21 protein-coding genes are annotated in these 22,971 nt (G+C 70.3%); 11 read left to right on the forward strand and 10 right to left on the reverse strand.

Annotation, left to right across the window (positions count from 1 at the left end; genetic code table 11):
* Positions 1 to 13 precede the first annotated feature (13 nt).
* The 5 genes from ACFYTE_RS18105 to ACFYTE_RS18125 all read right to left on the reverse strand — a co-directional run bounded on the left by ACFYTE_RS18105 (position 14) and on the right by ACFYTE_RS18125 (position 5,000).
* Positions 14 to 838 carry an ABC transporter ATP-binding protein gene (locus ACFYTE_RS18105; RefSeq protein WP_388710734.1) on the reverse strand — a complete coding sequence of 275 codons (825 nt, stop codon included), beginning with the start codon at positions 836 to 838 and terminating at the stop codon, positions 14 to 16.
* Entirely contained in the window at positions 835 to 1,887 is a 1,053-nt protein-coding gene (locus ACFYTE_RS18110; protein WP_388710737.1) for a FecCD family ABC transporter permease, read from the reverse strand. Before ACFYTE_RS18110 ends, ACFYTE_RS18105 begins: the two co-directional genes overlap by 4 nt.
* The gene (locus tag ACFYTE_RS18115) at positions 1,884 to 2,927 is read right to left on the reverse strand and encodes a FecCD family ABC transporter permease (RefSeq protein ID WP_388710740.1); all 1,044 of its coding nucleotides are present in this window, start codon (positions 2,925 to 2,927) and stop codon (positions 1,884 to 1,886) included. The genes ACFYTE_RS18110 and ACFYTE_RS18115 overlap by 4 nt, the downstream gene beginning before the upstream one ends.
* On the reverse strand, positions 2,924 to 3,973 hold the full coding sequence (locus ACFYTE_RS18120; RefSeq protein WP_388710743.1) for an iron-siderophore ABC transporter substrate-binding protein: 1,050 nt from the start codon (positions 3,971 to 3,973) through the stop codon (positions 2,924 to 2,926). Before ACFYTE_RS18120 ends, ACFYTE_RS18115 begins: the two co-directional genes overlap by 4 nt.
* Positions 3,974 to 4,229: 256 nt before the next feature.
* A complete protein-coding gene (locus ACFYTE_RS18125) occupies positions 4,230 to 5,000 on the reverse strand; it encodes an AraC family transcriptional regulator (protein WP_388710746.1) in 771 nt (256 codons plus the stop codon).
* 132 nt (positions 5,001 to 5,132) lie between these two features.
* Between ACFYTE_RS18125 and ACFYTE_RS18130 the strand changes: the two genes are divergently transcribed.
* Positions 5,133 to 6,416 carry an MFS transporter gene (locus tag ACFYTE_RS18130; protein ID WP_388710749.1) on the forward strand — a complete coding sequence of 428 codons (1,284 nt, stop codon included), beginning with the start codon at positions 5,133 to 5,135 and terminating at the stop codon, positions 6,414 to 6,416.
* Here the strand turns inward: ACFYTE_RS18130 and ACFYTE_RS18135 are convergent.
* The gene (locus ACFYTE_RS18135) at positions 6,395 to 6,583 is read right to left on the reverse strand and encodes a hypothetical protein (RefSeq protein WP_388710752.1); all 189 of its coding nucleotides are present in this window, start codon (positions 6,581 to 6,583) and stop codon (positions 6,395 to 6,397) included. The two genes, ACFYTE_RS18130 and ACFYTE_RS18135, sit on opposite strands and share 22 nt — an antisense overlap.
* A gap of 121 nt (positions 6,584 to 6,704) precedes the next feature.
* On the opposite strand from ACFYTE_RS18135, the gene ACFYTE_RS18140 reads away from it, so the two are divergent.
* Genes ACFYTE_RS18140 through ACFYTE_RS18150 form a run of 3 tightly spaced genes read left to right on the forward strand, consistent with a single transcriptional unit; the run spans position 6,705 to position 10,577 of the window.
* Positions 6,705 to 7,355, forward strand: coding sequence for a class I SAM-dependent methyltransferase (locus tag ACFYTE_RS18140; RefSeq protein WP_388710754.1), 651 nt, complete (start codon positions 6,705 to 6,707; stop codon positions 7,353 to 7,355).
* Positions 7,288 to 7,794, forward strand: a complete 507-nt coding sequence (locus ACFYTE_RS18145) for a condensation domain-containing protein (protein WP_388710830.1) — start codon at positions 7,288 to 7,290, stop codon at positions 7,792 to 7,794. Before ACFYTE_RS18140 ends, ACFYTE_RS18145 begins: the two co-directional genes overlap by 68 nt.
* Before the next feature lie 26 nt (positions 7,795 to 7,820).
* The gene (locus ACFYTE_RS18150; RefSeq protein ID WP_388710757.1) at positions 7,821 to 10,577 is read left to right on the forward strand and encodes a sialate O-acetylesterase; all 2,757 of its coding nucleotides are present in this window, start codon (positions 7,821 to 7,823) and stop codon (positions 10,575 to 10,577) included.
* A gap of 473 nt (positions 10,578 to 11,050) precedes the next feature.
* On the opposite strand, the gene ACFYTE_RS18155 is transcribed toward ACFYTE_RS18150, so the two are convergent.
* The 3 genes from ACFYTE_RS18155 to ACFYTE_RS18165 are packed head-to-tail and all read right to left on the reverse strand — an operon-like array spanning position 11,051 to position 12,831.
* On the reverse strand, positions 11,051 to 11,956 hold the full coding sequence (locus tag ACFYTE_RS18155) for a sulfurtransferase (RefSeq protein WP_388710760.1): 906 nt from the start codon (positions 11,954 to 11,956) through the stop codon (positions 11,051 to 11,053).
* Positions 11,953 to 12,387, reverse strand: coding sequence for an OsmC family protein (locus tag ACFYTE_RS18160; protein WP_388710762.1), 435 nt, complete (start codon positions 12,385 to 12,387; stop codon positions 11,953 to 11,955). Before ACFYTE_RS18160 ends, ACFYTE_RS18155 begins: the two co-directional genes overlap by 4 nt.
* A 9-nt stretch (positions 12,388 to 12,396) precedes the next feature.
* On the reverse strand, positions 12,397 to 12,831 hold the full coding sequence (locus ACFYTE_RS18165; protein WP_388710765.1) for a transposase: 435 nt from the start codon (positions 12,829 to 12,831) through the stop codon (positions 12,397 to 12,399).
* Positions 12,832 to 13,193: 362 nt separating this feature from the next.
* Between ACFYTE_RS18165 and ACFYTE_RS18170 the strand changes: the two genes are divergently transcribed.
* From ACFYTE_RS18170 to ACFYTE_RS18200, 7 genes are read left to right on the forward strand one after another with little or no spacing between them, the layout of a single operon-like run.
* Complete coding sequence (locus ACFYTE_RS18170) at positions 13,194 to 14,816, forward strand: ABC transporter substrate-binding protein (RefSeq protein ID WP_388710768.1); 1,623 nt, start codon at positions 13,194 to 13,196, stop codon at positions 14,814 to 14,816.
* Between the two features lie 4 nt (positions 14,817 to 14,820).
* The gene (locus ACFYTE_RS18175) at positions 14,821 to 15,750 is read left to right on the forward strand and encodes an ABC transporter permease (protein WP_388710770.1); all 930 of its coding nucleotides are present in this window, start codon (positions 14,821 to 14,823) and stop codon (positions 15,748 to 15,750) included.
* Between the two features lies 1 nt (position 15,751).
* A complete protein-coding gene (locus tag ACFYTE_RS18180; protein ID WP_388710773.1) occupies positions 15,752 to 16,633 on the forward strand; it encodes an ABC transporter permease in 882 nt (293 codons plus the stop codon).
* Entirely contained in the window at positions 16,620 to 18,287 is a 1,668-nt protein-coding gene (locus tag ACFYTE_RS18185) for a dipeptide ABC transporter ATP-binding protein (RefSeq protein ID WP_388710775.1), read from the forward strand. The genes ACFYTE_RS18180 and ACFYTE_RS18185 overlap by 14 nt, the downstream gene beginning before the upstream one ends.
* A 32-nt stretch (positions 18,288 to 18,319) precedes the next feature.
* Complete coding sequence (locus ACFYTE_RS18190; RefSeq protein WP_388710778.1) at positions 18,320 to 19,777, forward strand: NtaA/DmoA family FMN-dependent monooxygenase; 1,458 nt, start codon at positions 18,320 to 18,322, stop codon at positions 19,775 to 19,777.
* On the forward strand, positions 19,774 to 21,141 hold the full coding sequence (locus ACFYTE_RS18195; RefSeq protein WP_388710781.1) for an NtaA/DmoA family FMN-dependent monooxygenase: 1,368 nt from the start codon (positions 19,774 to 19,776) through the stop codon (positions 21,139 to 21,141). The genes ACFYTE_RS18190 and ACFYTE_RS18195 overlap by 4 nt, the downstream gene beginning before the upstream one ends.
* Positions 21,142 to 21,149: 8 nt before the next feature.
* Entirely contained in the window at positions 21,150 to 22,196 is a 1,047-nt protein-coding gene (locus tag ACFYTE_RS18200) for an aldo/keto reductase (RefSeq protein ID WP_388710784.1), read from the forward strand.
* Here ACFYTE_RS18200 and ACFYTE_RS18205 read toward each other — a convergent pair whose 3' ends face one another.
* A complete protein-coding gene (locus tag ACFYTE_RS18205; protein ID WP_388710786.1) occupies positions 22,197 to 22,811 on the reverse strand; it encodes a sulfurtransferase in 615 nt (204 codons plus the stop codon).
* Positions 22,812 to 22,971: the final 160 nt, after the last annotated feature.

Raw genomic sequence — 22,971 nt, forward strand, 5'->3', positions numbered from 1 at the left:
GCTCGCGGTGCCGTCAAAGCAGGCCGGCGCCGTATGCGGGGTGCGCGTGGTGGCGGCCGATGGGCAGGACGAGGGGTTTGCCGGAGAGGGGGTCCTCGATGACGCGGCTCTCCATGCCGTACAGGGCCCGGACGGTGTCCTCGGTCATCACCTCCTCGGGCCTGCCCGCTCTGTGCAGCCGCCCGGCCGCCAGGGCGATCAGCTGGTCGGCGTAGCGCGCGGCGAGGTTGAGGTCGTGCAGGACCATGACGATCGTGGTGCCGCGGGACCGGTTCAGGTCGGTCAGCAGGTCGAGGACCTCGATCTGGTGGCTGATGTCGAGGAACGTGGTGGGCTCGTCGAGCAGCAGCAGATCCGTCTGCTGGGCGAGGGCCATGGCGATCCACACCCGCTGGCGCTGGCCGCCGGAGAGTTCGTCGACGGCCCGGTCGACCAGTTCGCTCGTCTGCGTGGCCTCCAGCGCGGCGGCGACCGCGGCGTCGTCCTTGGCCGTCCAGCGGGAGAAGGCGTGCTGGTGGGGGTGGCGGCCCCGGCCGACCAGGTCAAGCACCGTGATGCCCTCGGGGGTGACCGGTGACTGCGGCAACAGGCCCAGCGTACGGGCGAGTTCCTTGGCCGGGGTGCGATGCACCTCCTTGCCGTCCAGGACGACCCGGCCGGAACGCGGGGCCAGCAGCCGGGACATCGAACGCAGCAAGGTCGACTTGCCGCAGGCATTCGCTCCGACGATCACGGTGATGCTGCCGGCCGCGAGCGTCAGGTCCAGGCCCTCGATGACCGTACGGTCGCCGTAGCCGAGCGTGAGGTCCTCGGTGGCGAGGGTATGGGACGCGGTCACAGTGAGCCTCCGGCCCGGTTGCTGCGGACGATCAGGTGGACGAGATAGGGCGCGCCGAGGACTCCGGTGACGACGCCCACGGGGTAACGGGTGGCGAAGGCGTACTGCCCCGTGAAGTCGGCGACCAGTACGAGCAGGGAACCGACCAGACCGGCGGGCACCAGCAGGGACCCGCCGGTTCCCACCAGCCGGGCGGCGATCGGCCCGGAGAGGAACGCGACGAAGGCGATCGGCCCCGCGGCCGCCGTCGCGAAGGCGATCAGCCCGACGGCCGCGACGATCACCGTGACACGGGTGCGTTCGACACGGACGCCGAGCGCGGACGCCGTGTCGTCGCCCAGGCGCAGCGCGGTGAGGTTGCGGGCCTGTGTCAGCAGGACCGGACCGAGCACGAGCACGGCGAGGACGGTGGGCACGGTCTCGTCCCACGTGGTGCCGTTCAGACTGCCCGTGAGCCAGCGCATGGCCTCCTGGAGGTCCCATTCGCCGGCCTGGGACAGGACGTAGGAGGTGACGCTGTCGAGCAGGGCGGAGATGCCGATGCCGATCAGGATGAGCCGGGTGCCCGCGACCCCGTCGCGGAACGCGAGGGTGTACACCACAAGCGCCACCCCGAGGGCGGCGGCGATCGCCAGGACCGACACCTCCCTCTCGTCGAGCGACAGCATGACGATGGCGATGGCCGCCGCGGCGCTCGCCCCCGAACTGATGCCGATGATGTCGGGGCTGGCGAGCGGGTTGCGCAGCATCGTCTGAAAGGTCACACCGGCGATGCCGAAGCTGAACCCGGCGGTCAGCGCGAGCACCGCACGCGGCAGCCGAAGCCTGCCGACCGTGAACGACGCGCCCGGAACCTCCTCTCCCGTGATCACGCGCAGCACGTCGCCGGCGGGGTAGAAGGTGTGACCGGCCATCAGGGTCGTGACGAACGCGGCCACGACGAGCAGCAGCAGCGTCAGGACGATCAGCCGCCGCCGGCAGGCGCGGCGGACCCTGCTGCGGGCAACGGTCACCAGCGTGGACGGGCCCGTGACGGCAGGAGCGCTCACAGGGATCTGACCTTCTGTCGGCGGACGATGTGGATGAAGAAGGGGGCTCCGACCAGCGCGGTGACGATTCCCACGTCGATCTCGGAGGGGCGCGCCACGACCCGGCCCAGCACGTCCGCGGCCGTCAGCAGCGTGGCACCGCCGAGCGCGGAGAACGGCAGCAGCCAACGGTGGTCGACGCCGGCCAACAGCCGGCAGGTGTGCGGGACGACGAGACCGACGAAGCCGATCGGCCCGGCGACGGCGGTGGACGCGCCGCAGAGCACGACCGCCCCGAGCGAGGCCGTGGCGCGGACCAGGGCCACCCGCTCGCCGAGCCCTGCGGCCAGCTCGTCGCCCAGCGCGAGCGAGTTCAGCGCACGGGCGCAGGGCAGGCAGATCAGGAAGCCGACGGCGAGGAACGGCAGGACCTCGCCGAGCTGCGCGTAGGAGGCGCCCCCGACACCGCCGATCTGCCACAGCCGGAAGGTGTCGGAGATGTCGTTGCGCGGCAGCACCACGGCGCTGACCAGCGAGGCGATCGCGGCCGAGATGGCGGCACCGGCGAGGGCCAGCTTCAGCGGGGTGGCTCCGCCGCGCCCGAGGGAGCCGACGGCGTACACGAACCCGGCGGCCAGCGCCGCGCCTAGCATGGCCACCCAGATGTAGCCGGACGCCGAGGCGAGGCCGAAGTACGCGACGGCGGTGACCACGGCGAGCGAGGCGCCCATGTTGACACCGAGGATGCCGGGATCGGCCAGCGGGTTGCGGGTCACGCCCTGCATGACCGCGCCGGCCAGTCCGAGGGCGGCGCCGACGAGGACGGCCAGGAGCGAGCGGGGGACACGTTTGGCGACCGCCGCCTCCTCCACGGTGTGGTCCGCACCGCCGAGCGCCGACCACACATCGGTCCAGGCGACGTCACGGGAACCGAACGCGAGGGAGCACACCATGACCCCGACGAGGACGGCGGTGAGCACGAGGAGCCAGCTGACGCGCACGCGCGCCGGGCGCCTGACCAGGACGGCGTCCGGCGCGCGCGGGGTGTCGGTGAGGGTCACTTGACCTTGTCCGCGGCCTCGGCGAGCGCTGCCGCATAGTCGTCCAGGACGTACGGGATGGACAGCGGGGTCGGGTTCGCGGCGGTCGCCTTGGGGGTGCTGCCGGGCAGCAGGTAGAGGGAGTCCCGCTTGACGGCGGACAGCTTGGAGGTGAGCGGGTCGCTCTTGAGGGCCTTCAGCAGCTCGCCCTTGTCGTCGCCGTACCCGGTGATGATGTCGACGTCGTTGAAGTCGTCGATGTGCTCGGCGCTCTTGGTGAGCACGAACTTCTTCGTGGACTTCGACGGGCCGGCGACGCTGGCCGGGATCTCCAGGCCGAGGTCGGTGAAGAACTGGGTCCGGGTGTCGTGGGTGGTGTAGAAACCGACCTGGCTCACGTCCTTGGACGACACGTGCGTCATGAACATCGCCGACTTCCCCTTCAGCTGGGGGTACTTGGCGACGGTCTCGCTGATCTGTCCTTCGAGGTCCCCGATCAGCTCGTCGCCCTCGTCGGCCAGTCCGATGGCCTTGCTGTTGAACCGGATGATGTCACGCCACGGGGTCGCCCAGGCGGCTTCGGGGTAGGCCACGACGGGCGCGATCTCGCTGAGGGTCTCATAGTCCTGCTCGGTCAGCCCGGAGTACGAGGCGAGGATGACGTCGGGCTTGGTGTCGGCGACGGCTTCGAAGTCGATTCCGTCGGTCTCGTCGAACAGGACGGGCGTCTTGGCACCGAGTTCCTTGAGGCGGGCCTCGGTCCAGGGCAGCACTCCGTCACCGTCGTCGTCGCCGAAGTTGGCCTTGGCCATGCCGACGGGGACGACCCCGAGGGCGAGCGGCACCTCGTCGTTGGCCCAGTTCACCGTGGCCACGCGCTGGGGCTTGGCGGGGATGACGGTGGTGCCGAGCGCGTGTTTGATCGTCACGGGGAACTGACTGGAGCCGTCGGCGCCGGCTGTGGCGGCGTCGCCGCCGTCCTTGTCGTCGGACGCACCACCGCAGGCGGTGAGTCCGAACAGGAGGGCCGCCGCGAGGGCGAGTGCACGAAGGCGTGGGGTTCTCATCGACCCGTGGTCCACTTCCGGTCGGGGTGCCGGGCTCGCACGTCCGGACCGCGGCACGGGGCGTGGAGCCGGCACCGCACTTGCGCAAGCAAGTTAGGTAAGGCTTACCTGCATAGCGTAGGGAGAGGAGGCGTTCGGGATCAATCGAGACTTTGTGACAGCCTTTGTAGCGATCGGGACATCGCCGTGCCGCTCAGTGCCGCTCAGTGCCGCTCAGTGCCGGTTCGCGTCGGGATCGCGCTAGACGCTCCCGCGGTCAGCGCACCCGGAACCTGCCCGGCGTCATCCCGGTCGTCCGCCGGAAGGCCGCCCCGAAGGCGCTCGCCGACCGGTAGCCGACCACTTCCGCCACGATGTCGACCTCGAATCCCTGGACGAGCAGCTGCACCGCGTGCTGGGCGCGCACCGCGGCGACCCAGCGCGCGAAACTGGTCCCCGCCTCGGCCCGGAACGCCCGGGTCAGCGTGCGCGGACTGCACCCGAGCAGGGACGCCCAGCCGGTCAGCGTCCGCTGGTCGGCGGGGTCGGCCCGGACCGCACTCACGATCGGGCGCAGCAGCTCGGACGTGGGCAACTGCACCAGCAACGCCCGGTCCGACGGCCGCAGCACGTCGAGGACCATCGCCTCGGTCACGGACCGGGACTTCGCCGGCAGCCCCGCCTCCCCGAGCCGCTCCAGGAGCAGTTGGAGCAGCGGAGTGATCTCCACGGCCACCGGCACATCGGGCAGCGCGGTCGTGGTGTCGTGCCGGAAGAAGTGGGCGCGGAAGGACGTGCCCGCGGTCGCTGAGGCGGAATGCAACTGGCCTGCGGGCATCCACAGCCCCAGCGCAGGAGTGATGCACCACACCTGGGAGTCCACCACCGCCGTGGACGCACCGCGCTCGTTCCACAGCAGCTCGTGCCATGGGTGCGAGTGTTCGTTCCACTCCGTGTCCTCGGTGACGACTTCCTCGTACCCCTTGATCACGAAAGAAACGTCCATCTCGCCCGCGGCGAGGACCGGCAGGCTCCTGGTGACACGCATGCGCTCAGGCTAGCCTCACCGAGGGACGGACCCGATCGCTACAAACGGTGTCCCAGATTCTTGATTGCGACACGGGTGTGCGCACTCTACAGTCCACCCAGGTATCACCCTTGCCTTTGTGGAGTTCGGCCGTTGACCGCGATATCGAAGATTGCCGCGCTGCTGCCGGACCTCTCGCCGTGGCGTTCCTCCCGTGACTTCCGCCTCCTGTGGGGGCAAGGGCTGATCACGTATTTCGGGAGCGTCATGGCCCTGGTCGCGCTGCCGCTCCAGATCAAGGACCTGACCGGGTCGCCGCTCGCGGTGGGCGTGATGGGTGCCGTGGAACTGGTGCCCCTCGTGGTGTTCGGATTGTACGGCGGGGCCCTCGCGGACGCCGTGGACCGGGCGAAGGTCATCGTTGTGACCGAAGCGGGGCTGGGGCTGCTGGCGGCCGTCCTGCTGGTGAACGCGATGCTGCCGCAGCCCTTGCTCTGGCCGCTGTACGTGGTGGCGGCAGGCGTGGCGGCGCTGGCGGGACTCCAGCGGCCCGCGATGGACTCGCTGCTGGCCCGGATCGTCCCGCACGACCAGCTCGCCGCGGCTGCCGCATTGAACGCGTTGCGCTGGCAGGCCGGCGCCATCGCCGGCCCCGCGCTGGCGGGACTGGTCGTGGCCTACGCGGGCAACGTCCCCGCCTATGCCACCACGGTGGTCTGCTTCGTCCTGTCGGTACTGATGTGCCTGCGGCTCTCACCCGTGCCACCCGCCGACGACGCCGCCAAGCCGTCCTTGCGCGGTATCGCCGAAGGGGCGCGTTACGCCTGGTCGAGGCCGGTGCTGCTGGGCACGTACGCGGTGGACCTGGCGGCCATGTTCTTCGCCTTCCCGAACACGATCTTCCCCTTCCTCGCCCAGGAACTCGACGCCGACTGGTCCCTTGGCCTGATGTACGCCGCCGGATCGGCCGGCTCCCTGGTGGTGAGCCTGACCAGCGGCTGGGTGTCCCGCACCCGACGCCATGGACTGCTGGTGGTCTTCGGCGCCGCCGGATGGGGACTGGCCATCGCGGCGGCCGGCTGGACGCGGAACGTCTGGCTGGTGCTGCTGTGCCTGGCCCTGGCCGGCGCCGGGGACATGCTGAGCGGACTGGGCCGCTCGACCATCTGGAACCAGACCATCCCCGACGAACTGCGCGGCCGACTGGCCGGGATCGAGGTGCTCTCCTACAGCATCGGCCCCCAACTCGGCCAGGTCCGCGCGGGCGCGATGGCCGGCTGGAGCGGCGTCCGCCCGGCCATCTGGACCGGCGGCCTCGCCTGCGTCGCCTCGGTGGGCCTGCTCGCCGCCGCCCTGCCCAAACTCCTCACCTACGACGCGCACACCGACGAAGACGCCCGCCGCCGCGCCGCCCACTACACCGCGCCCCACACGTAGCGCACGGCGGCCACCAGCCGGTCCCTGGCCGATCTGCGGGAGCTGGTGGCGGGACTGCGCTGGGCCTCCCGGCGGGCCGCAAGAGCCCCGGGCGACACCGCATCACCGGCCCCGCCCGGACCGGCATCGGCATGCGGGTGAGCTGCGCGTTCTTCGGGACTGCTCATGGCTGAGCCCTCTTTCCGACGCGGTCGGCAATTCCTGCCGGTCGTCCCGTATGCCCGACACGGCGGCGGGCATGCGGGACGACCGGCACCGACGTACGGTCGAATACGTGGGTACTGCACCGTGCAGCAGGCAGTGGCAAAGGGCTCGAATCCGTGGGCGCGGGTGTTCGCGCTGGTGTATGACCCGCTCCTGTGGGTGGGCGAGAGGGCCGGCCTTGGCGCGCTTCGGCAGGATGTGCTCGGCCGCGCCGGCGGGCGCACCGTGGAGCTGGGCAGCGGCACCGGCCTGAATCTGCGCTACTACCCGGGCGACCTCGACGAGCTGATCCTCACCGAACCCGGTGCCGCGATGCGCGGTCGGCTGGCGCGGCGGTTGCGGCGCAATCGGCGCCGGGTGCGTGTGCTCGACGCGTCGGCCGAACGGCTGCCGTTCACGAACGAAACGGTGGACACGGTCGTCTCAACGCTCGTGCTGTGCACGGTCGGTGCCCCCGATCAGGCATTGCGGGAAGTCGGGCGTGTGCTGCGCCCCGGTGGCCGGCTGCTGTTCGTCGAGCACATCCGTTCTCAGTCACCGCGACTCGCCTCGTGGCAGGACCGCCTCGCCGGGCCCTGGCGTCGGTTCGCGGACGGCTGCCACTGCAACCCCCGTTCGCGTCCGCCCAGCCTCCTTCGCCCAGCAGCGACTGTGGTTCCTGGCCCAACTGCCGGGCGCGAACGCCGCGTACAACGAAACCCTCGCCTTCACCCTGACCGGCCCACTCGACCATGACGCCCTGGCGAGGGCCTTCGACGCACTGACTGTCCGTCATGAGACCCTGCGCACACGGCTGTTGGCCGATGCGGGCGGCGTCAGCCAGCACATCGACCCGCCAGGCGCCGGGTTCGCCCTCGACTTCGAGGACCTCACCGCAGACGCCGATCCCGACGAGCGCGTGGCCGAGCGCCAACGGGCCGAGGCGGAGCGGCCGTTCGACCTGGCCGCCGGGCCGCTCGGGCGCGGCCGGCTGATCGCGCTGGGCGCCCGCACGTCTCCCGGCTGGCCGAGGGCCTTCTCACGGCGCTCGCCGCAGCCCGGCCGTGACGGCGAGACACCCACCGCTCGGCCTGACGGCGAGACACCCACCGCACGGCCTGACGGCTCTCCCGCCCGGCGAGGCGCCGGGACCGGCGGGTGCGGCCGGCCACCGCGGTCGGTCCCCGCGTCATAGCGCGCCCCGTCATTCGTCTTATATGCATGCGTGATGTGCTGTGTGGTGCCGCGCGGTCCATTGCCCTGATGGTCGTCATGGTGGCCGGCACGACCGCGCCGCCGCCCGCCCCGACGGCGTCGGCGGATCACGTCGCCACGACCGGCTGCGCAGCGGTCGACGAACTCTCCGGCTATGTCGCGCTGTACGAGCTGGACGTGCCCCGGACCGCGTACTGGCCGAAGGGGACCGGCGTTCCCTACTCGCTGAACAGGTCGCTGAAGCCGGACAGGCAGCCGAGCGCGCCGTACCTGGACCGGGTGGCCTACTGCCTGGACACGGTGACCAGGACAGGCCGTCACGAGTGGGCCTACGCGTCGTTCGACGCCCTCACCAACGACCCCGGGACGCTGGGTGTACCGAACACCACCACCGCCCGGCCGGTGAAGGGCCTGACGACGTGGGGCAGCAATGTGACACATGTCGAGCGCGCGGACGGCGGGTACGTCAGGTTCTGGCCCGGCACCTACACCGCGGCGACCGGCAAGCCGAGCGGTTCCGCTTCCGGGTACGGGGCCATGCAGGTGTACAACACCGCCGCGGGGCAGACCGTACTGGCGCTCAACGGGTGGAGCCACAAGCGCGGCCGTTACCTGGACATCGGCACGGGCAATCAGCGGACCGGTCACCCGGACTGGACGTTCTCGCAGTCGGCGCGGACGCTGGCCTCGGCCAAGCTGGCCGTGTACGTCAAGCCGGCCACGCCGAACGCGACGACGTGCGAGCAGACGGTGGGCGAACTGGCCGACTACCGGCTGCTGTACGACGCGGAGATCCCGAGGACCGCGGCGTCATGGGCCGACGGCGTGAGATACGCCGTGGACAACTCCGAAACGCTCCACACACCGATCTCCCGTGTCGCCTACTGCCTGGACGGCGTCTACGGCACCACTGCGGCATGGGCCTACGCGGCCATGAACGCCTGGACCCAGGACCTGAAGGCACTGGGCGTGCCCATGTCGGGAATGACCCGGCGACGCGTCGCGGATCTGACCGTGCGGGGATCAGAGGTGCGTCCGTCCGACCACAGCACCGGATATCTGGAGATCTGGCCGAACCAGTACGGACGGGAACGTCCGCCCGATCCACCGGCCGGTGGCAGGGCCGGCGCATGGGACACCGCCGACAACCCCCACTCGTCGTCCCGGCCGATTCCGGGCGCGGGCGGCTACGGGTCCTTCCAGGTGCATGACCTGACGCACCGGCAGACCGTGCTCGCCGTCAACGGCTGGGCCTATCTGCCGCAGACGCCTGTGGACATCGGTGCCGGCACCCGACCCGGCGGTGAGCCGGACTGGACGTTCGCCGGCAACGCACGCCAGTGGACCGGACCGCATCTGCGGGTGTATGTGAAGCCGGCCGGCGTGGACCTCACCACGGGTCCGGCCACTGCGCAGCTCTATCCCCGGGACCGGGCCACGAACACGGCGACGGTCGAGGTGCGCGGCCGCGTCACCGACCCCGACGTGACCGCCGTGGACATGAACGTCTACCGGGAGGGCACGCTCGTCACGACCCGGCGGGCGCCGGCCGCGGAGTTCTGCTCACTGAGCGCCCCGATCACCGCGGAACGTGCCTCCTACACGGTGGAGGTGTGGGCGCAGCGGCCCTCGGGCCGGACCCTCGTCCGCCGCGCGAGCGACATCGTCGCGGGCGACGTGTACCTCATCGAGGGACAGTCCAACGCGGTGGCCGCGGGCTCCGGGTTCGCCGGCACCGCCGGCTCCCAGGACGCGTCACCCTGGGTCCGCACGTTCGGCCACAGCATCGCGGACCCGGTGCGCTCCGTCCACGACCGCAGCTGGTACCGGGCCACCGGCGAAGGCCTTGAACCTCGGCACACCTCGCAGCGTGGTGCGATCGGGCAGCTCGGAATGCGACTGGGGCGCCTGCTGGCCGACCGCACCGGCATCCCGGTCGCGATCCTCAACGGCGCGGACGGCGGCAGACCCTCCAGCTTCTTCCGGCGCTCCGACGACCTCCCGGCCGACCCGGCCACGAACTACGGCCGCCTGCTGAGCCGGGTCACCGACGGCGGCCTCGCCGGGGCGGTGCGGGGCGTCATCTGGTACCAGGGCGAGTCGGACACCGGCCTGTCCGGCAACCCCGCCGCGGCACAGCACGATGCCGACGTCCGCGCCCTCATGACGCACTGGCGGGCCGACTTCACCGGACTCGAACACGTCTACATCGTGCAGATCCGCAACCACTGCCGGTCCGTGTGGAGCACCGCCGTCCAAGAGGTGCAGCGCCGCTTCGCCGGCATTCCGGGTACGTCGGTGATGACCACCATGGGCCTGGACGGCCACGACGGCTGCCACTACGCCTACCGGCACGGATACCGCCAACTCGCCGACTGGCTGAGCCTCCAGATCCTCCGTGACCTGCACGGTGTCCGGCCCGCCACACCGGCTGACCCGCCGAACCCGCTGCGCGCGACCTGGGAGAACACGGCACACACCAGGATCCGGATCGACCTGACCGACGCCACGCAGACGCTGCGCTGCGACCCCGGAACCCGGGCCGACTTCATCCTGTACGGTACGGCCGCGCAGGTGGCCGGCGTCACCTGCGGCACCGGCCGTCTCAGCCTCGCCCTGACGGGCGCGGGCACGGGCCTGACCGGCATCACCCACACCGGACACCCCGGTGGTGCCACCGTCTTCACGACACCGGCCACCTCATGGATCGTCAACGCCTCGGGAATGGGACTGCTGGCCTTCGACAAGCTCCCGATCGGCTGACCCGCCGCGAGGCGACGGGGGGCGGCCGGTGCCGCGGTGTCATGGCCGGCCGGCAAGCGGGACCAGCCGATGGGTCTCACGGCACGAACGGCAGGCGAACCGGCTTCCGCCCGCGCACGGTCCGGAACCTGCTTCCACGGCATGGATCAGCCGGATGTCGTGGGCGAGGCGCTTGCACCAGGAGCACAGGCCGTGCCGGCCGGTGTCCGCGTCGTGCTGTGCTTCGGAACGGGTACAGACGGCCATTGCCGCACCTCCGGACGGTCGGGTGCCTGCGGCCCGTGTGCGCTCGTCGTTGAGGCGGGCCGCGACCAGATGTTACCCAGGGTGCAGGGATGATCCACGCAGAGTCCCCGGTTTCTGGCATCGGGTGACCGGCCGGCCCCGGGTGGCCGGGGAGAAACCCTGCTCCCCGCTGATGGGTCCGTACTCGGTGACGTCGATCCGGCCGAAGCGGTCGCGGACGGCCGTGATCAGTGTGGGTATCCCGCGCAGTCGGTGTCGACGGCGGTGGAACGGCTGACGGCCGTGCCCTGCTCGACGGGCAGTGACGCATCGCGCTCCCAGGCCGACCAGGAATCGACGAACAGGCCCACCTGTTGCCCGAGCAGGGCCCCGGCGAACACCAGCAAGGAACTGGACACGCCGCCGCCGCAGTACGCGCCGACTTCGTGGCCGCCGATCGCCCGACGGGACAGGAACCACTTGCGCAGTTCCACGGGCGGTCGCAGCAGCCCGTCGGGAGCGATCAGTTCGGCCGAGTGCGCGTGGATCGCATGCGGGATGTGACCGGTCCTCGGGTCGTCCGGTGCGCCGTTGTACGAGCCGGCGGGCCGGGAGTCGAGCAGTGTGCCGTAGCGGGAAATCTCCAGGACGTCCGCGGCCTTGAGGACGCGTCGGCCGAAGCCGGGCGGCGGCTGCGGTGCGAACCCGTCGCTCACCGGGGCGGGGGACGGCGTCTCGTGGCGAAGGGTTGTCGGGCCGCCCGCACGGACCCAGGCCGGCAGCCCGCCGTTCAGGACACGTACCGAGGGAAAACCGGCCCAGGTGAGCGTGAACCACGCGCGGGTGGCCGACGACCACTCCTCGATCCGTCGGGTGTGGACCACGATGTCGTCGGTCGGCGCGACCCCGCGGGCCCGCAGGGCGGCATGCACGCCGGCGCGCCGCGGCAGCGGGAGATGGCCGCTGGTCGCCGTTGGGGTGCCGACGAAGTCGGACCTGACCGAGGTGCGGACCGCGCCGGGGATGCTGCCCGTGATCGGGTCCGGTCCCGGTGCCATCACCCGCCAGGGCGCGACCTCCACGAACACGAGGCGGCCTCGTTGTTCGTACGCGCTCCGGGCGTCGATGAGATGGGCCGCCCCGGCCGGCGTCATCGCAGCGCGCCGGAGGTGTGCGGGACGAACACCACCGGAAGGCTGTCCTTGAGGGCGTTGTAGATGCGGCAGCGCTTCTTGTACTCGGCGACGAGTTCGTCGGCGGTCACGTTGTCCGCGCCGTCGATGAAGCACTCCATGATGAGCGTGCCCAGGTAGTCCCCCTCGACCTTGCGCTCGATCCGGGCGAAGATCTCGACCTGGCGCTCCGGCTGACCGTTCTCGACGAAGTCGTGCCGGAACGCGTTCAACGCGCAGGAGACGAGCGAGGCGACGAGCAGGTCGAGCGAACTTGCCTCCTCGCCCGGGCCGCCGCTGCGTACGGAGCCGTCCGACAGGATCTCGAACCCCGGGCCGCCGATGCTGTAGCGGCCGCGGACGTCGGTGGTCCGCCCGTGCAGATTGCTGGTCACGGTTGTCTTGTCGCTCATCGTCGGAGTCTAGACGCGCGGCGGGTGACCGATCGCGGAGTCCGGGGTCTGGACACCGGTCGTGGTCGCCACCCGCAGTTGGTCGGCCAGCAGCGACACGACGCGGGTGAGTGAGCGGTTGTCCTCCTGGAGCACGGCGATCCGCCGTTCCAGTTCCTCGATGCGCGCCTGCAGTTCACGCTGGCTCGGTCTGCGCTGCTGGCGAGCGGCCGGCGGGGGAGTGCCGGGCTCCCAGCCGTCGCCGTGGCCGTCGGGGGAGTCGTAGTCGTAACTGCCGTCGTCGTAGCGCGTGAGCCACTTGCGCAGCGACTGGGGGCCGACCTCGAACTCCTCGGCGACCTCGCGGACGATCGAGCGGTTCTCGGGCTCGGCGCGGCGCCGCTGGAGCACCCGCTCGACCGCCCGCTGGCGGACCTCGTCGCTGTACTTCCGGTCAAACACCATGCCGGTTTCCCCGTTCAGGAGACTGCAACATTCTTGTCACGATACTTCAAGGACACCCGTGAAAACATATCGGCTACGAGGCGCTCGTACCCAGACCCGATCCCGTCGTCTCTTCGATCCGCCGTACGGACTGCGCCGGGCAGCGGATTGACCAGGGACAACGCCGGGGACGGGCCGTCGACGACGCAGAGTCGAGCGAGTCGCACCTCGTGTAAGGCGTAGCGGTCGATGTCAGAAGTTTTATGTATCGCGGGTATCGCGTTATCCGACGCAGCCGCATGACTGCGTAGCGCTGTCCGGCTGCCCACGGCAGTCCGGCAGCTGACCGCTCACCCCGAGCCGATCGAGAGGAACAACAAGTCGTGTCCAGTTCACGCCGGTGGCGCTGGCTCGCCGCAGTGGTCGCCGTGCTGTCGCTTCTCGCCACCGCTGCCTGCTCGGGCAACGGCGAGCAGAGCGCGGCCGGAGCCGAGGTCGCCAAGAAGGACCGCTACGGAGGCACCCTCAACATCGGGCTCAGTGCGGACCCCGGTGGTGTCGACGCCGGCGTCGTCAACCAGGTCTGGCGCACGGTGGCCCGGGCCCTCGCCGACTCGCTGGTGTTCTACAACCCCAAGACCAAGCAGATCGAGCCCTGGCTGGCCACGAAGTGGACGATGAGCGACGACGCGCGGGTGTACTCGTTCAAGCTGCGCGACGACGTCACCTTCCACGACGGCACCCACCTCACCTCGAAGGTCGTCAAGGCCAACCTGGAGAGCCTGAACCGGCCGGGCATCCACTCCAGCGCCAAGACCGTCGTGCAGGGCATCAGCAAGATCGAGACGCCCTCGGAGCACGAGATCACGGTCGAGTTCGCGCAGCCCAACGCCGCTTTTCTGACCTCCCTGTCGCGTGCGTACGTCGGGATCGTCTCGGAGAAGACGGCCAGGCTCCCCGTGGAGAAGCGGCAGAAGTGGCTGGACGGCTCCGGCCCGTTCTCTCTGGAGGAGTACGTCCCGAACCAGCGCATCGTGCTGAAGAAGCGCGACGACTACCACTGGGCACCCACGTACTTCCGGCACGAGGGACCGGCCTATCTCGACAAGGTCGTCTACAAGATCATTCCGGAGGACTCGGTCCGCAACGGCGCGGTCAGCGCAGGCGATGAACTCCAGTTCGTCTACTGGGTGAACGCGAAGTACCTCCCGCAGCTCCAGAGCGCCGGGCTGACCATCTCGAAGACGCTCAATCCCGCCACCGGGACCGAGCTGCCGGTGAACACCTCATCGAAGTTCCTCAAGGACGTCCGCGTCAGGCAGGCACTGCAGACGGGGACCGACCGGGACGAGTTCGTGAAGATCGACTCGGGCGGCGTCGACCAGCCCGCTACCGGCCCGCTGAGCAAGGACAACCCGTACTACTCGGATCAGAGCGCGCTGCTGGAGTACGACCCCGAGCGGGCCAAGTCCCTGCTGGAACAGGCGGGCTGGACCCGGACCGGCTCCGACGGCATCCGGGTCAACGCCAAGGGCGAGCGGCTGTCGCTGCGCGCACCGGAGGACGACGCGGGCTGGCAGGTGCTCCAGGACCAGTGGAAGAAGCTCGGCATCGAACTCGTACTCGACCCGCCGCTGGCCGCCGAGGCGAACGAGAAGCTGCTCAACGGTGCGTACGACATCGCCTACTGGTACGCGTCCTCGCCGGACCCGGACGTCCTGCGGGCCAACTACGGAAAGACGACCGGCTCCAACCGCAGCTTCATCGCCGACGACGACAAGACCGGCAAGGAACTCGACCGGCTCCTGCAGGAGCAGAACCAGACGATCGACAAGGAAAAGCGCCAGAAACTGGTAGACCGGGCTTCCCGCATCCTCGTCGAGCAGGCCTACGAGATCCCCGTGTCCAACGACGTGGACATCTGGGCCTCCTCGCCCCGACTGCACGACATCGAACCCGTCGGCCTCGACCAGTATCTGATCAACGCCTGGCTGGCGAAGAAGTAGCCCCATGGCACGATACGGTCTTCGGCTCCTTTACGGCGTCATCGTGGTGTGGGGCGCCTTCACCGGAGCCTTCTTCCTGCTGTACGTGGTGCCCGGTGACGCGGCGGGCGGTCTCACGGCCGGCGCCGACGGCGGCGACGTCAAGCAACTCCTCGCCGAGCAGCGCGAGTTGCTGGGTCTGAACCGCCCGGTGTACGTGCAGTACCGGGACGCTCTGACCGGAGCCCTGCACGGGGACTTCGGCCAGAGCATCTACCAGCGCCGGCCGGCGGTGGACGTGTACTTCGAGTCCTTCCCCCAGACACTCCAACTGGCCCTCCTCGGACTGCTCCTGGCCGTCGTGCTGGGGGTGACGCTGTCGGTGGTCATCGAGCTGACCGACTGGAAGTGGGCGCGTGAACTGCTCATCTCGCTGCCACCGATAGCGGTGTCACTCCCGCCCTTCCTGGTCGGGCTGGTGCTGCTTCAGGTGTGCGCCTTCCAACTGCACTGGATCAAGGCGGTCAGCGACCAGGGGTTCGGCGGGCTGCTCGTCGCCTCGGTGGCCCTCGCGGTGGCCGGCGGCGGCAGCATTTCGCAACTGCTGACGGCCAACCTCCGCGCCGCGCTGACCTCGCCGTACGTCGAGACCGCCCGCAACTGGGGGCTCAGCCGGTTCGACATCGTCGTACGGCACGCCCTGAAGAACGCGGCGCTGCCGGTCCTCACTTCGCTGGGGACCACCGTCGGCGTCATGGTCGGCGGGACGGTGCTGACGGAGACGGTGTTCTCCCGGCTCGGCGTGGGCCGTCTCGTGGTCGACGCGGTGAACGGCCGTGACATGCCCGTCGTCCTGGTCGCGGTCACGATCAGCGCGGTGATCTTCGTCGTGGTGAACCTCGCAGTCGACGCGCTCTACCCGCTGCTCGACAAGCGGATCCGATGGGAGGGATGACGTGACGGCCCTCGAAGTGAAGGCAGCCACGCCGTCGTCCGGACGCTCCCGGGCGCTCGGCCGGCGGGCGGCCGGACTGCTGCGCTCGCCCGGACTGCTCGCGGCATACCTGTGGGTCGTCGTCATCCTCGCGGCCGCGGTCCACCCCGGCCTGTTCGTGCCCGGCGACCCGCTGCGGCAGGACGCCTCACAGATGCTGCTCCCACCCGGCTCGGGCCATCTGTTCGGCACGGACGACTTCGGCCGCGACCAGTTCACCCGCACCGTGTGGGGCGCCCGGCTGTCGCTCCAGGCGGCCTTGATCGCCGTGGCCATCGGACTGGTGAGCGGTTCCTCGATCGGTCTCGTGGCCGGTGCGCTGCGCGGCCGGGTCGACAGCGTCCTGATGCGGATCATCGACATCATGCTGGCGGTGCCGAGCCTGATCGTCTCCCTCGCGATCATCTCCGCGCTGGGACGCGGAACGCTCAACATCGCCGTCGCCATCGGCATCAACAGCACGGCGGGGTTCGCCCGTCTGATGCGGTCCGAGGTGCTCAAGGTGAGCAACGCCCCGTACGTCGAGGCGTCGGTCTTCGCCGGGCACGGCTATGTCCACCGGCTGTTCAGACATGTCGTGCCGAACGCGTCACGCTCGGTGCTGGCCGCGGCGACGATGGACATCGGCACGGCGATCATGACCGTCGCCGCGCTGAGCTTCCTGGGTCTTGGCGCGCCCCCGCCGACGCCCGAATGGGGCCTTCTGGTGGCCGAGGGGCGCACCTTCATCGGAGTCCAGTGGTGGCTGAGCCTGCTGCCCGGCCTGGTGATCGTGACGACCGTGCTCGCGGTCTACCGCATCGGCAGATCGTTCAACCGAGGGAGGACCCGTGTCGTCGCCTGACCCCGAGAACACTCCGCTGCTGCGCGTGCGCGACGTGAGCGTCGAGTTCGCGCTGCCCGGACGCGCCGCGACCCCCGTGCTGGACGGTGTGAGCCTGGACGTCTCGGCGGGATCGATCCGTGCCGTCGTCGGCGAGTCCGGATCGGGCAAGTCCACCCTCGGCCGGGTCGTCACGGGGACCCTCGCCCAGAACGGGCGCATCACCGCGGGCGAGGTGGTCCTCGGCGGCCGTACGCTCACCGGGCTGTCCGAGGGGCGGTACCGGGCCGTGCGGGGCAAGGAGATCGGCTACATACCCCAGGACGCGCTGCTCGGCCTGAACCCCCTGCTGCCCGTCGGTGTCCAGGCCGCGGAACCGTTGCGCGCGCACGGCCTGGCGTCCCGCGCGGAGCGCCGCGAACGGGTCATCGACCTGTTCGCGAAGGTCGGGCTGCGCGATCCGGAGCGCCTGTACGCGCGCTATCCGCACGAGTTGTCCGGGGGAATGTGCCAACGGGTGCTCATCGCCGCCGCGATGAGCACACAGCCCCGGCTGCTGGTCGCCGACGAGCCGACGACCGCACTCGACGTCACGGTGCAGAAGACCATCCTCGACCTGCTGTCGAGCCTGGTGGAGACCGGGGAACTCGGCATCCTGCTGATCACCCATGACCTGGGGATCGCCGCCGAGCGGGCCGACGACATCGCCGTGGTGAAGGACGGGCGGATCGTGCGCAGCGGACGGACCGGCGAGGTCGTCGCCGACCCGGGTGACCCGTACACGGAGAATCTGCTGCGGTCCTCCTCGCTCGGCTTCTCCGGCCGGCGGGCCGCGACCGCCCGACTGGAGTACTTCCGCACCGTGCCCGCGGACTCCCCGGTGGTGGTCGAGGCCAAGGGGGTCGGCAGGACGTTCACGTCCCGCCGCGGCCCGGACCCGGTCACCGCGGTGTCCGACGCCTCGTTCCGGGTGCGCAAGGGGACCACGCTGGGCATCGTCGGCGCATCGGGTTCGGGCAAGACCACCCTGGTGCGCATGCTCGCCGGCCTGACCCCGGCGGACACGGGGACGGTCGAGATCGACGGCGAACCCGTCGTCCATCACCGCCGGGGCGCGGGGCAGGCCGGCCTCTACCGCACGGTGCAGATGGTCTACCAGGACCCCTTCGCCTCCCTGAACCCGAGGTCCACGGTCCGCGCGATCCTCGACGAACCGCTGAGGGGCCACAAGTACGGCACGGCGCAGGAACGCGCCCGCCAGATCACCGAGCTGCTGGAGGTGACCGGCCTGCCCGCCTCGGTCGCCGACCGGTACACGGCCGAACTCTCCGGCGGTCAGCGGCAGCGGGTGGCCATCGCCCGCGCGCTGGCACCGCGGCCGGACATCCTCATCCTGGACGAGCCGGTCTCCGCCCTCGACGTGACCGTGCAACGCCAGATCCTCGACCTGCTCGACTCCCTGCAACGCGAACTGGCGCTGACCTACCTCTTCATCTCGCACGACCTGGGCGTGATCGCCGAGGTGTCCGACGAGATCGTCGTCCTGCACCACGGACACATCGTCGAGCGCGGCCCCGCCCTGGGCGTCCTCACCGAACCGCGGACCGACTACGTCAAGCAGCTGCTCACCTCGATCCCCGGTGCCGTCGCGCCCAGCTCGGCCCTGATCTCGTAGCTCCGCAACAACCTTGAAAGGCGGGAATCCCCATGCCCGAGCGACAGCTCCACCTGGGCTATATGCACTGGCTGAACGGCACACACTGGGGCGGCTGGCGGCACCCGGACGCGCCCACGGCGCAGGCGTTCGAGCTGGAGTACGCGGCCAAGGCGCTGCGGACCGTCGAGGACGCGAAGTTCGACTTCTTCTTCCTCGGGGACACTCTGCCCGGTGACATCGCCGAGGAACAGTGGATCACCACCCACAACACCGGACGCCTGGAACCCTTCACCCTGGCCTCCCAACTCGCCCTCAGATCCTCGAAGATCGGGCTCGTGGTGACGGCGCACCCGACGTTCTACGAGCCGTACATCCTGGCGAGGCTGACGGCGTCCCTCGATCACCTCAGCGGTGGACGGGTGGCGTGGAACGTCGTGCTGGGCGCCTTTGACCTGGCGGCCCGGAACTTCAGCCTGCCGGACCTCGGCGGTGCCACCCGCTACGAGCGTGCGGACGAGTTCATCCACGTCGTCCAGCGGCTGTGGGACAGCATCGAGGAGGGCGCCTACCTCCAGGACAAGAAGACCGGGCGCTACGTCGACGACACCAAGGTGCACCGGCTCGAATGGAAGGGCCGGCACTTCCAGGTCGCCGGTACGCTGCCGCTGGAGCGTCCGCCCCAGGGCCATGTCCCGCTGCTGTACGCAGGTGCCTCCGAACTCTCCCGTGAGCTGTCCGCGAAGTGGGCCGACATCAACTTCACCGGCCCCGCCACGGCGGAGGAGTCGATCGCGTTCAACACCGATGTGCGGAAGCGAGCCGAACGCCTGCGCGGCAGGGTGGACCCGATCTTCTTCCTGCCCGGGATCACACCGCTCATCGCTGACACACGGGCGGCGGCGATCGAGCGGTACGAGGAACTGAACGCCCTGCTGCCGTTCGACGACGACATCGTGGAGGGCGACCAGGACGAGTCGTACTGGTCGGGTCCGCAGTGGGCCCGGATCAACGGGTCCCGGTCCCCGCTGCCCAAGGGCGTCCGCAGCGTGCGTTCCCTGTCCGAGCGGATCGGCGTGGACCTGCGGCCGCTCGGCATCGACGGCATCGTCAAGCCCGACTCCGCCGAACAGTTCAACGCCTACGGCCGCCGACTGCTGAGGGCGCTGGCCGAGCGCACCGACCGCACCGTGGACAACGGCGGCGTCCGGGTCAGGGACGTACTGGGCGCCTCGATCGCCGGCAACTTCCCCCTGGTGATCGGCACGGCCCAACACGTCGCCGACACCCTGATCGACTGGTTCGACCGAGGCGCCGCCGAGGGATTCAACGTGAGCACGCCCTTCCTGTGGGAGCAGTTGGAGCGTTTCACCGGTGAGGTGGTCCCGATCCTGCAGGAGCGCGGCGTGTACCGGAGCGAGTACACGAGCGACACCTTCCGCGGCCACTTCGGCCTGGACACACCCCCCAACAGCTTTGCCACGACGGGCCGGGAGGAACGATCCGCATGAGCAGCCGACGCACACTCCGCCTCGGTCTCGCGGCCTACGGCACCGGTTGGGACCTGGACGCCTGGCGTCTGCCGGAGGCGACCAACTCCGGCCTGCGTGACCCGAGCGTCATCCTGGACATCGCCCGGGTCGCCGAGCGCGGCAGACTGGACTACGTCTTCGCCGGCAGCGCCCTCGGCAGCGAACCGGACCGCCTCAACCGCATCTACCGGTGGGACAACTTCGTGTACGCCGGCCACGCCGCGGCGATCACCCGGAACCTCGGGTTCGTGCTGTCGGTGAACTCCTCCTTCGAGCATCCCTACGCCGTCGCCCGGCAGGTGGCGACACTGGACAACTTCAACCGGGGACGCACGGCGCTCAACGTCGTCTTCGGCATCGACCGCGACGGCGACCCGATCGGCAACTACGGCAAGAACCCGGTGCCCACCGAGGAGACGAAGTACGCGCGTGCCCGGGAGTTCACCACGGTCGTGAACCGGCTGCTGTATGAGAGCTGGGACGACGATTTCCTCCTGGACGACAAGGCGCGCGGCACCCTGGTGCGGCCCGGGTCCTGGCACCAGACCGACTTCCACGGCGAACACTTCGACGTCCGCGGCCCGTTGAACGTCCCGCCGCCGGTACAGCGCCACATCCCGATCGTCCAGGTGGGCCTCTCCGAGGAGTCCCTGCGCTACGGTGCCGACTTCGCGCAGCTGCGCTTCTCACCGTACTTCGGGATCAGCCGCGGCAAGGAGGAGTACCGCAGGCTCAAGGAGCGCGTCGCGGCCAACGGGCGCGATCCCGACAAGTTCAAGATCATCCCCGGGATCACCTTCCACCTCGCGGGCACCGTCCGGGAGGCCCGGGCCAAGTTCAACGAGATCAACGCCTTCCAGCTCACACAGGCACTGCCGGCCGCGTTCTCCGAGGCCCTCGGCATCGATCTGTCGAGGGTCCGCGACAGCGAACGCGTGCTCGACGTCGTCGACATCGACACGGTCGGCGACGACGCGCTCAAGCCGTTGATCAGCGACCGGGCGCGCGACGCCGAGAACGACCGGGAGCTGCTGCGGCAGATCCTCGCCACCCGGATCGGCGAGGACGCGACCCTGCGCGAGCTGTACCACTACGTCCAGCGGTCCTGGCACGAACAGCAGCCGGCCGTCGTCGGCGACGCCAGGACCATCGCCGACTGGCTGGAGGAGCACCTGGAGGAGGAAGTGCTCGACGGCGTCCAGCTGTTCCCCCCGTACCACCGCGGACCGGCCGACCTGTTCGTCGACCTCGTCGTCCCGGAGCTGCAACGCCGTGGCATCTTCCGGACCGAGTACGAGGCCTCGACGCTCCAGGGCCTGCTGGACACCGACGACGTCCACTGAGGAGAACCATGCCCCCTGCTGTGCAACTCCCCGACGGGCACCGTCAGCTCGGCGCCTCGGGCCTCGTCCTGTCCGAGATCGGTATCGGCGCCAGCACCTTCGGGCGGTCGGGCATGCGAGCGACCGGTCAGGAAGCGGTCACCGCGATCGTCGACCGCGCGCTCGATCTCGGCGTCACCTACTTCGACCTCGCCGAGGGCTACGGCGACCGGCCCGGACAGAGCGAGGAACTGTTCGCCGCCGCGCTCCGCGGCCGCCGTGAACAGGTCGTCATCGGCACCAAGTTCGGACTGAACCTGAGCCGGGAACGGGGCGCCGCCTACGCCCGGCCGGGATCCCGCAAGTACGTCCTCGCCGCGGTCGAGGAGTCACTGCGGCGGCTGCGCACCGACTACATCGACCTGTACCAGATCCACTTCCCCGACCCCCTCACCCCGGTCGAGGAAACCCTGTCGGCACTCGACACCCTGGTCACGACGGGGAAGGTACGGTACGTCGGCGCGTCCAACTTCAAGGCGTGGCAGATCGTCGAGGCGGAACACGTCGCCAGGGCGCAAGGGCTCACCCGGTTCGTGTCGACGACCGACGAGTACAGCCTCCTGTGGCGCAGGCCGGAGGAAGAGCTGATCCCGGCCCTGCGCCATCACGGCCTGGGCTTCATCCCGTACTTCCCCCTGCAGAACGGGCTGCTCACCGGCAAGTACTCCGCGGAGCGCGCGCCGGCCGACGCCAAGATCACCAACTTGAAGCGCTACCTGCTGCGTTCGGCGCCCTGGGAGGCGCTGGCGACGTTCGAACGGTTCGCGCGTGAGCGCGGGATCACTCCCGCCGCGGCGGCACTCGGCTGGCTGCTCGCCCAGCCGACGGTCACGAGCGTGATCGCGGGGGTGACGGTCCCCGGGCAGCTCGACGAGAACGTCCTGGCCTCCCGGTGGGTCCCCACAGCCGAGGAGGAGACCGAACTGCGCGGCCTGTTCACCGGCGATCTGTCGGGCGGCCCCGGCGTGGTGGACCGCGGCCGAGGTGCCGGGGACGCGGGTCCCCGGCACCGGTGATCACCGCGCCGACGGCGGGTGGACACCCGGCTCGACCCCGGTCGTGGCCGGCCGCGCGGGATCGGTGATCCAGGCGGACCACGAACCGGGGTACAGAGCCGTCTCGATGCCCAGGTGTGCGAGCGCCAGCACGGTCGTCGTCGCCGACACCCCGCTGCCGCAGTACGCGCCGATCGCGCGTCCGTCCAGGTGCGCGGCGTACAGGGCGCGCAATGTCGCGGCGTCGCGCAGCTCGCCGTCGGTGAAGTTGTCCGAACCGGGGATGCTGTGCGCGCCCGGGACATGACCGGTCCCCGTCCGCCGCGGGTCGCCGGCATACGCCTTCGGGGCGCGCGCGTCGATGAGATGCCCCGACGCGGCAAGCCGTCCGACGTCCTTTGCGGTCAGGACGGAGAGCGAACCCGGCCGTACGACGGCCGTCCCGGCGGCCGGCGGCGGAACACGGACGTCGAGCGGCCCGCCGATCTCCTGCCAGGCGGCAAGGCCGCCGTTCAGATACTGCACGTTCGCCACGCCGGCCCAGCGAAGAACCCACCAGGCACGGGTGGCGACAGCCGGGTTGTGCCGCGTGTGGACGACGACCGTGCTGTCGTCGTCCACGCCCCACGTGCGCAACCGTTCCTCCAGGTGGCCCGGGTCGGGGGGGGGGGCCGGGGCCCCCCGCCCCCCCCCCCCCCCCCCCAGGGGCGTTGGGGAACGCCAATAATTTTGGGCCGGGGTGTGGTCCCGGCGGATTGTGTTTGGGGGCCCCGCGACGCGGCCCGGGGGCCGCGCG

This window comes from Streptomyces sp. NPDC004629, assembly GCF_042873595.1.
GTDB lineage: Bacteria > Actinomycetota > Actinomycetes > Streptomycetales > Streptomycetaceae > Streptomyces.

Bases quoted from the DNA above. Each gene is read 5' to 3' on its own strand.
- ACFYTE_RS18125 (WP_388710746.1), bottom strand. From the start codon at position 5,000: ATGCGTGTCACCAGGAGCCTGCCGGTCCTCGCCGCGGGCGAGATGGAC.
- ACFYTE_RS18120 (WP_388710743.1), bottom strand. From the start codon at position 3,973: ATGAGAACCCCACGCCTTCGTGCACTCGCCCTCGCGGCGGCCCTCCTG.
- ACFYTE_RS18190 (WP_388710778.1), top strand. From the start codon at position 18,320: ATGCCCGAGCGACAGCTCCACCTGGGCTATATGCACTGGCTGAACGGC.
- ACFYTE_RS18195 (WP_388710781.1), top strand. From the start codon at position 19,774: ATGAGCAGCCGACGCACACTCCGCCTCGGTCTCGCGGCCTACGGCACC.
- ACFYTE_RS18175 (WP_388710770.1), top strand. From the start codon at position 14,821: ATGGCACGATACGGTCTTCGGCTCCTTTACGGCGTCATCGTGGTGTGG.
- ACFYTE_RS18200 (WP_388710784.1), top strand. From the start codon at position 21,150: ATGCCCCCTGCTGTGCAACTCCCCGACGGGCACCGTCAGCTCGGCGCC.
- ACFYTE_RS18160 (WP_388710762.1), bottom strand. From the start codon at position 12,387: ATGAGCGACAAGACAACCGTGACCAGCAATCTGCACGGGCGGACCACC.
- ACFYTE_RS18165 (WP_388710765.1), bottom strand. From the start codon at position 12,831: ATGGTGTTTGACCGGAAGTACAGCGACGAGGTCCGCCAGCGGGCGGTC.
- ACFYTE_RS18135 (WP_388710752.1), bottom strand. From the start codon at position 6,583: ATGAGCAGTCCCGAAGAACGCGCAGCTCACCCGCATGCCGATGCCGGT.
- ACFYTE_RS18155 (WP_388710760.1), bottom strand. From the start codon at position 11,956: ATGACGCCGGCCGGGGCGGCCCATCTCATCGACGCCCGGAGCGCGTAC.
- ACFYTE_RS18150 (WP_388710757.1), top strand. From the start codon at position 7,821: ATGCGTGATGTGCTGTGTGGTGCCGCGCGGTCCATTGCCCTGATGGTC.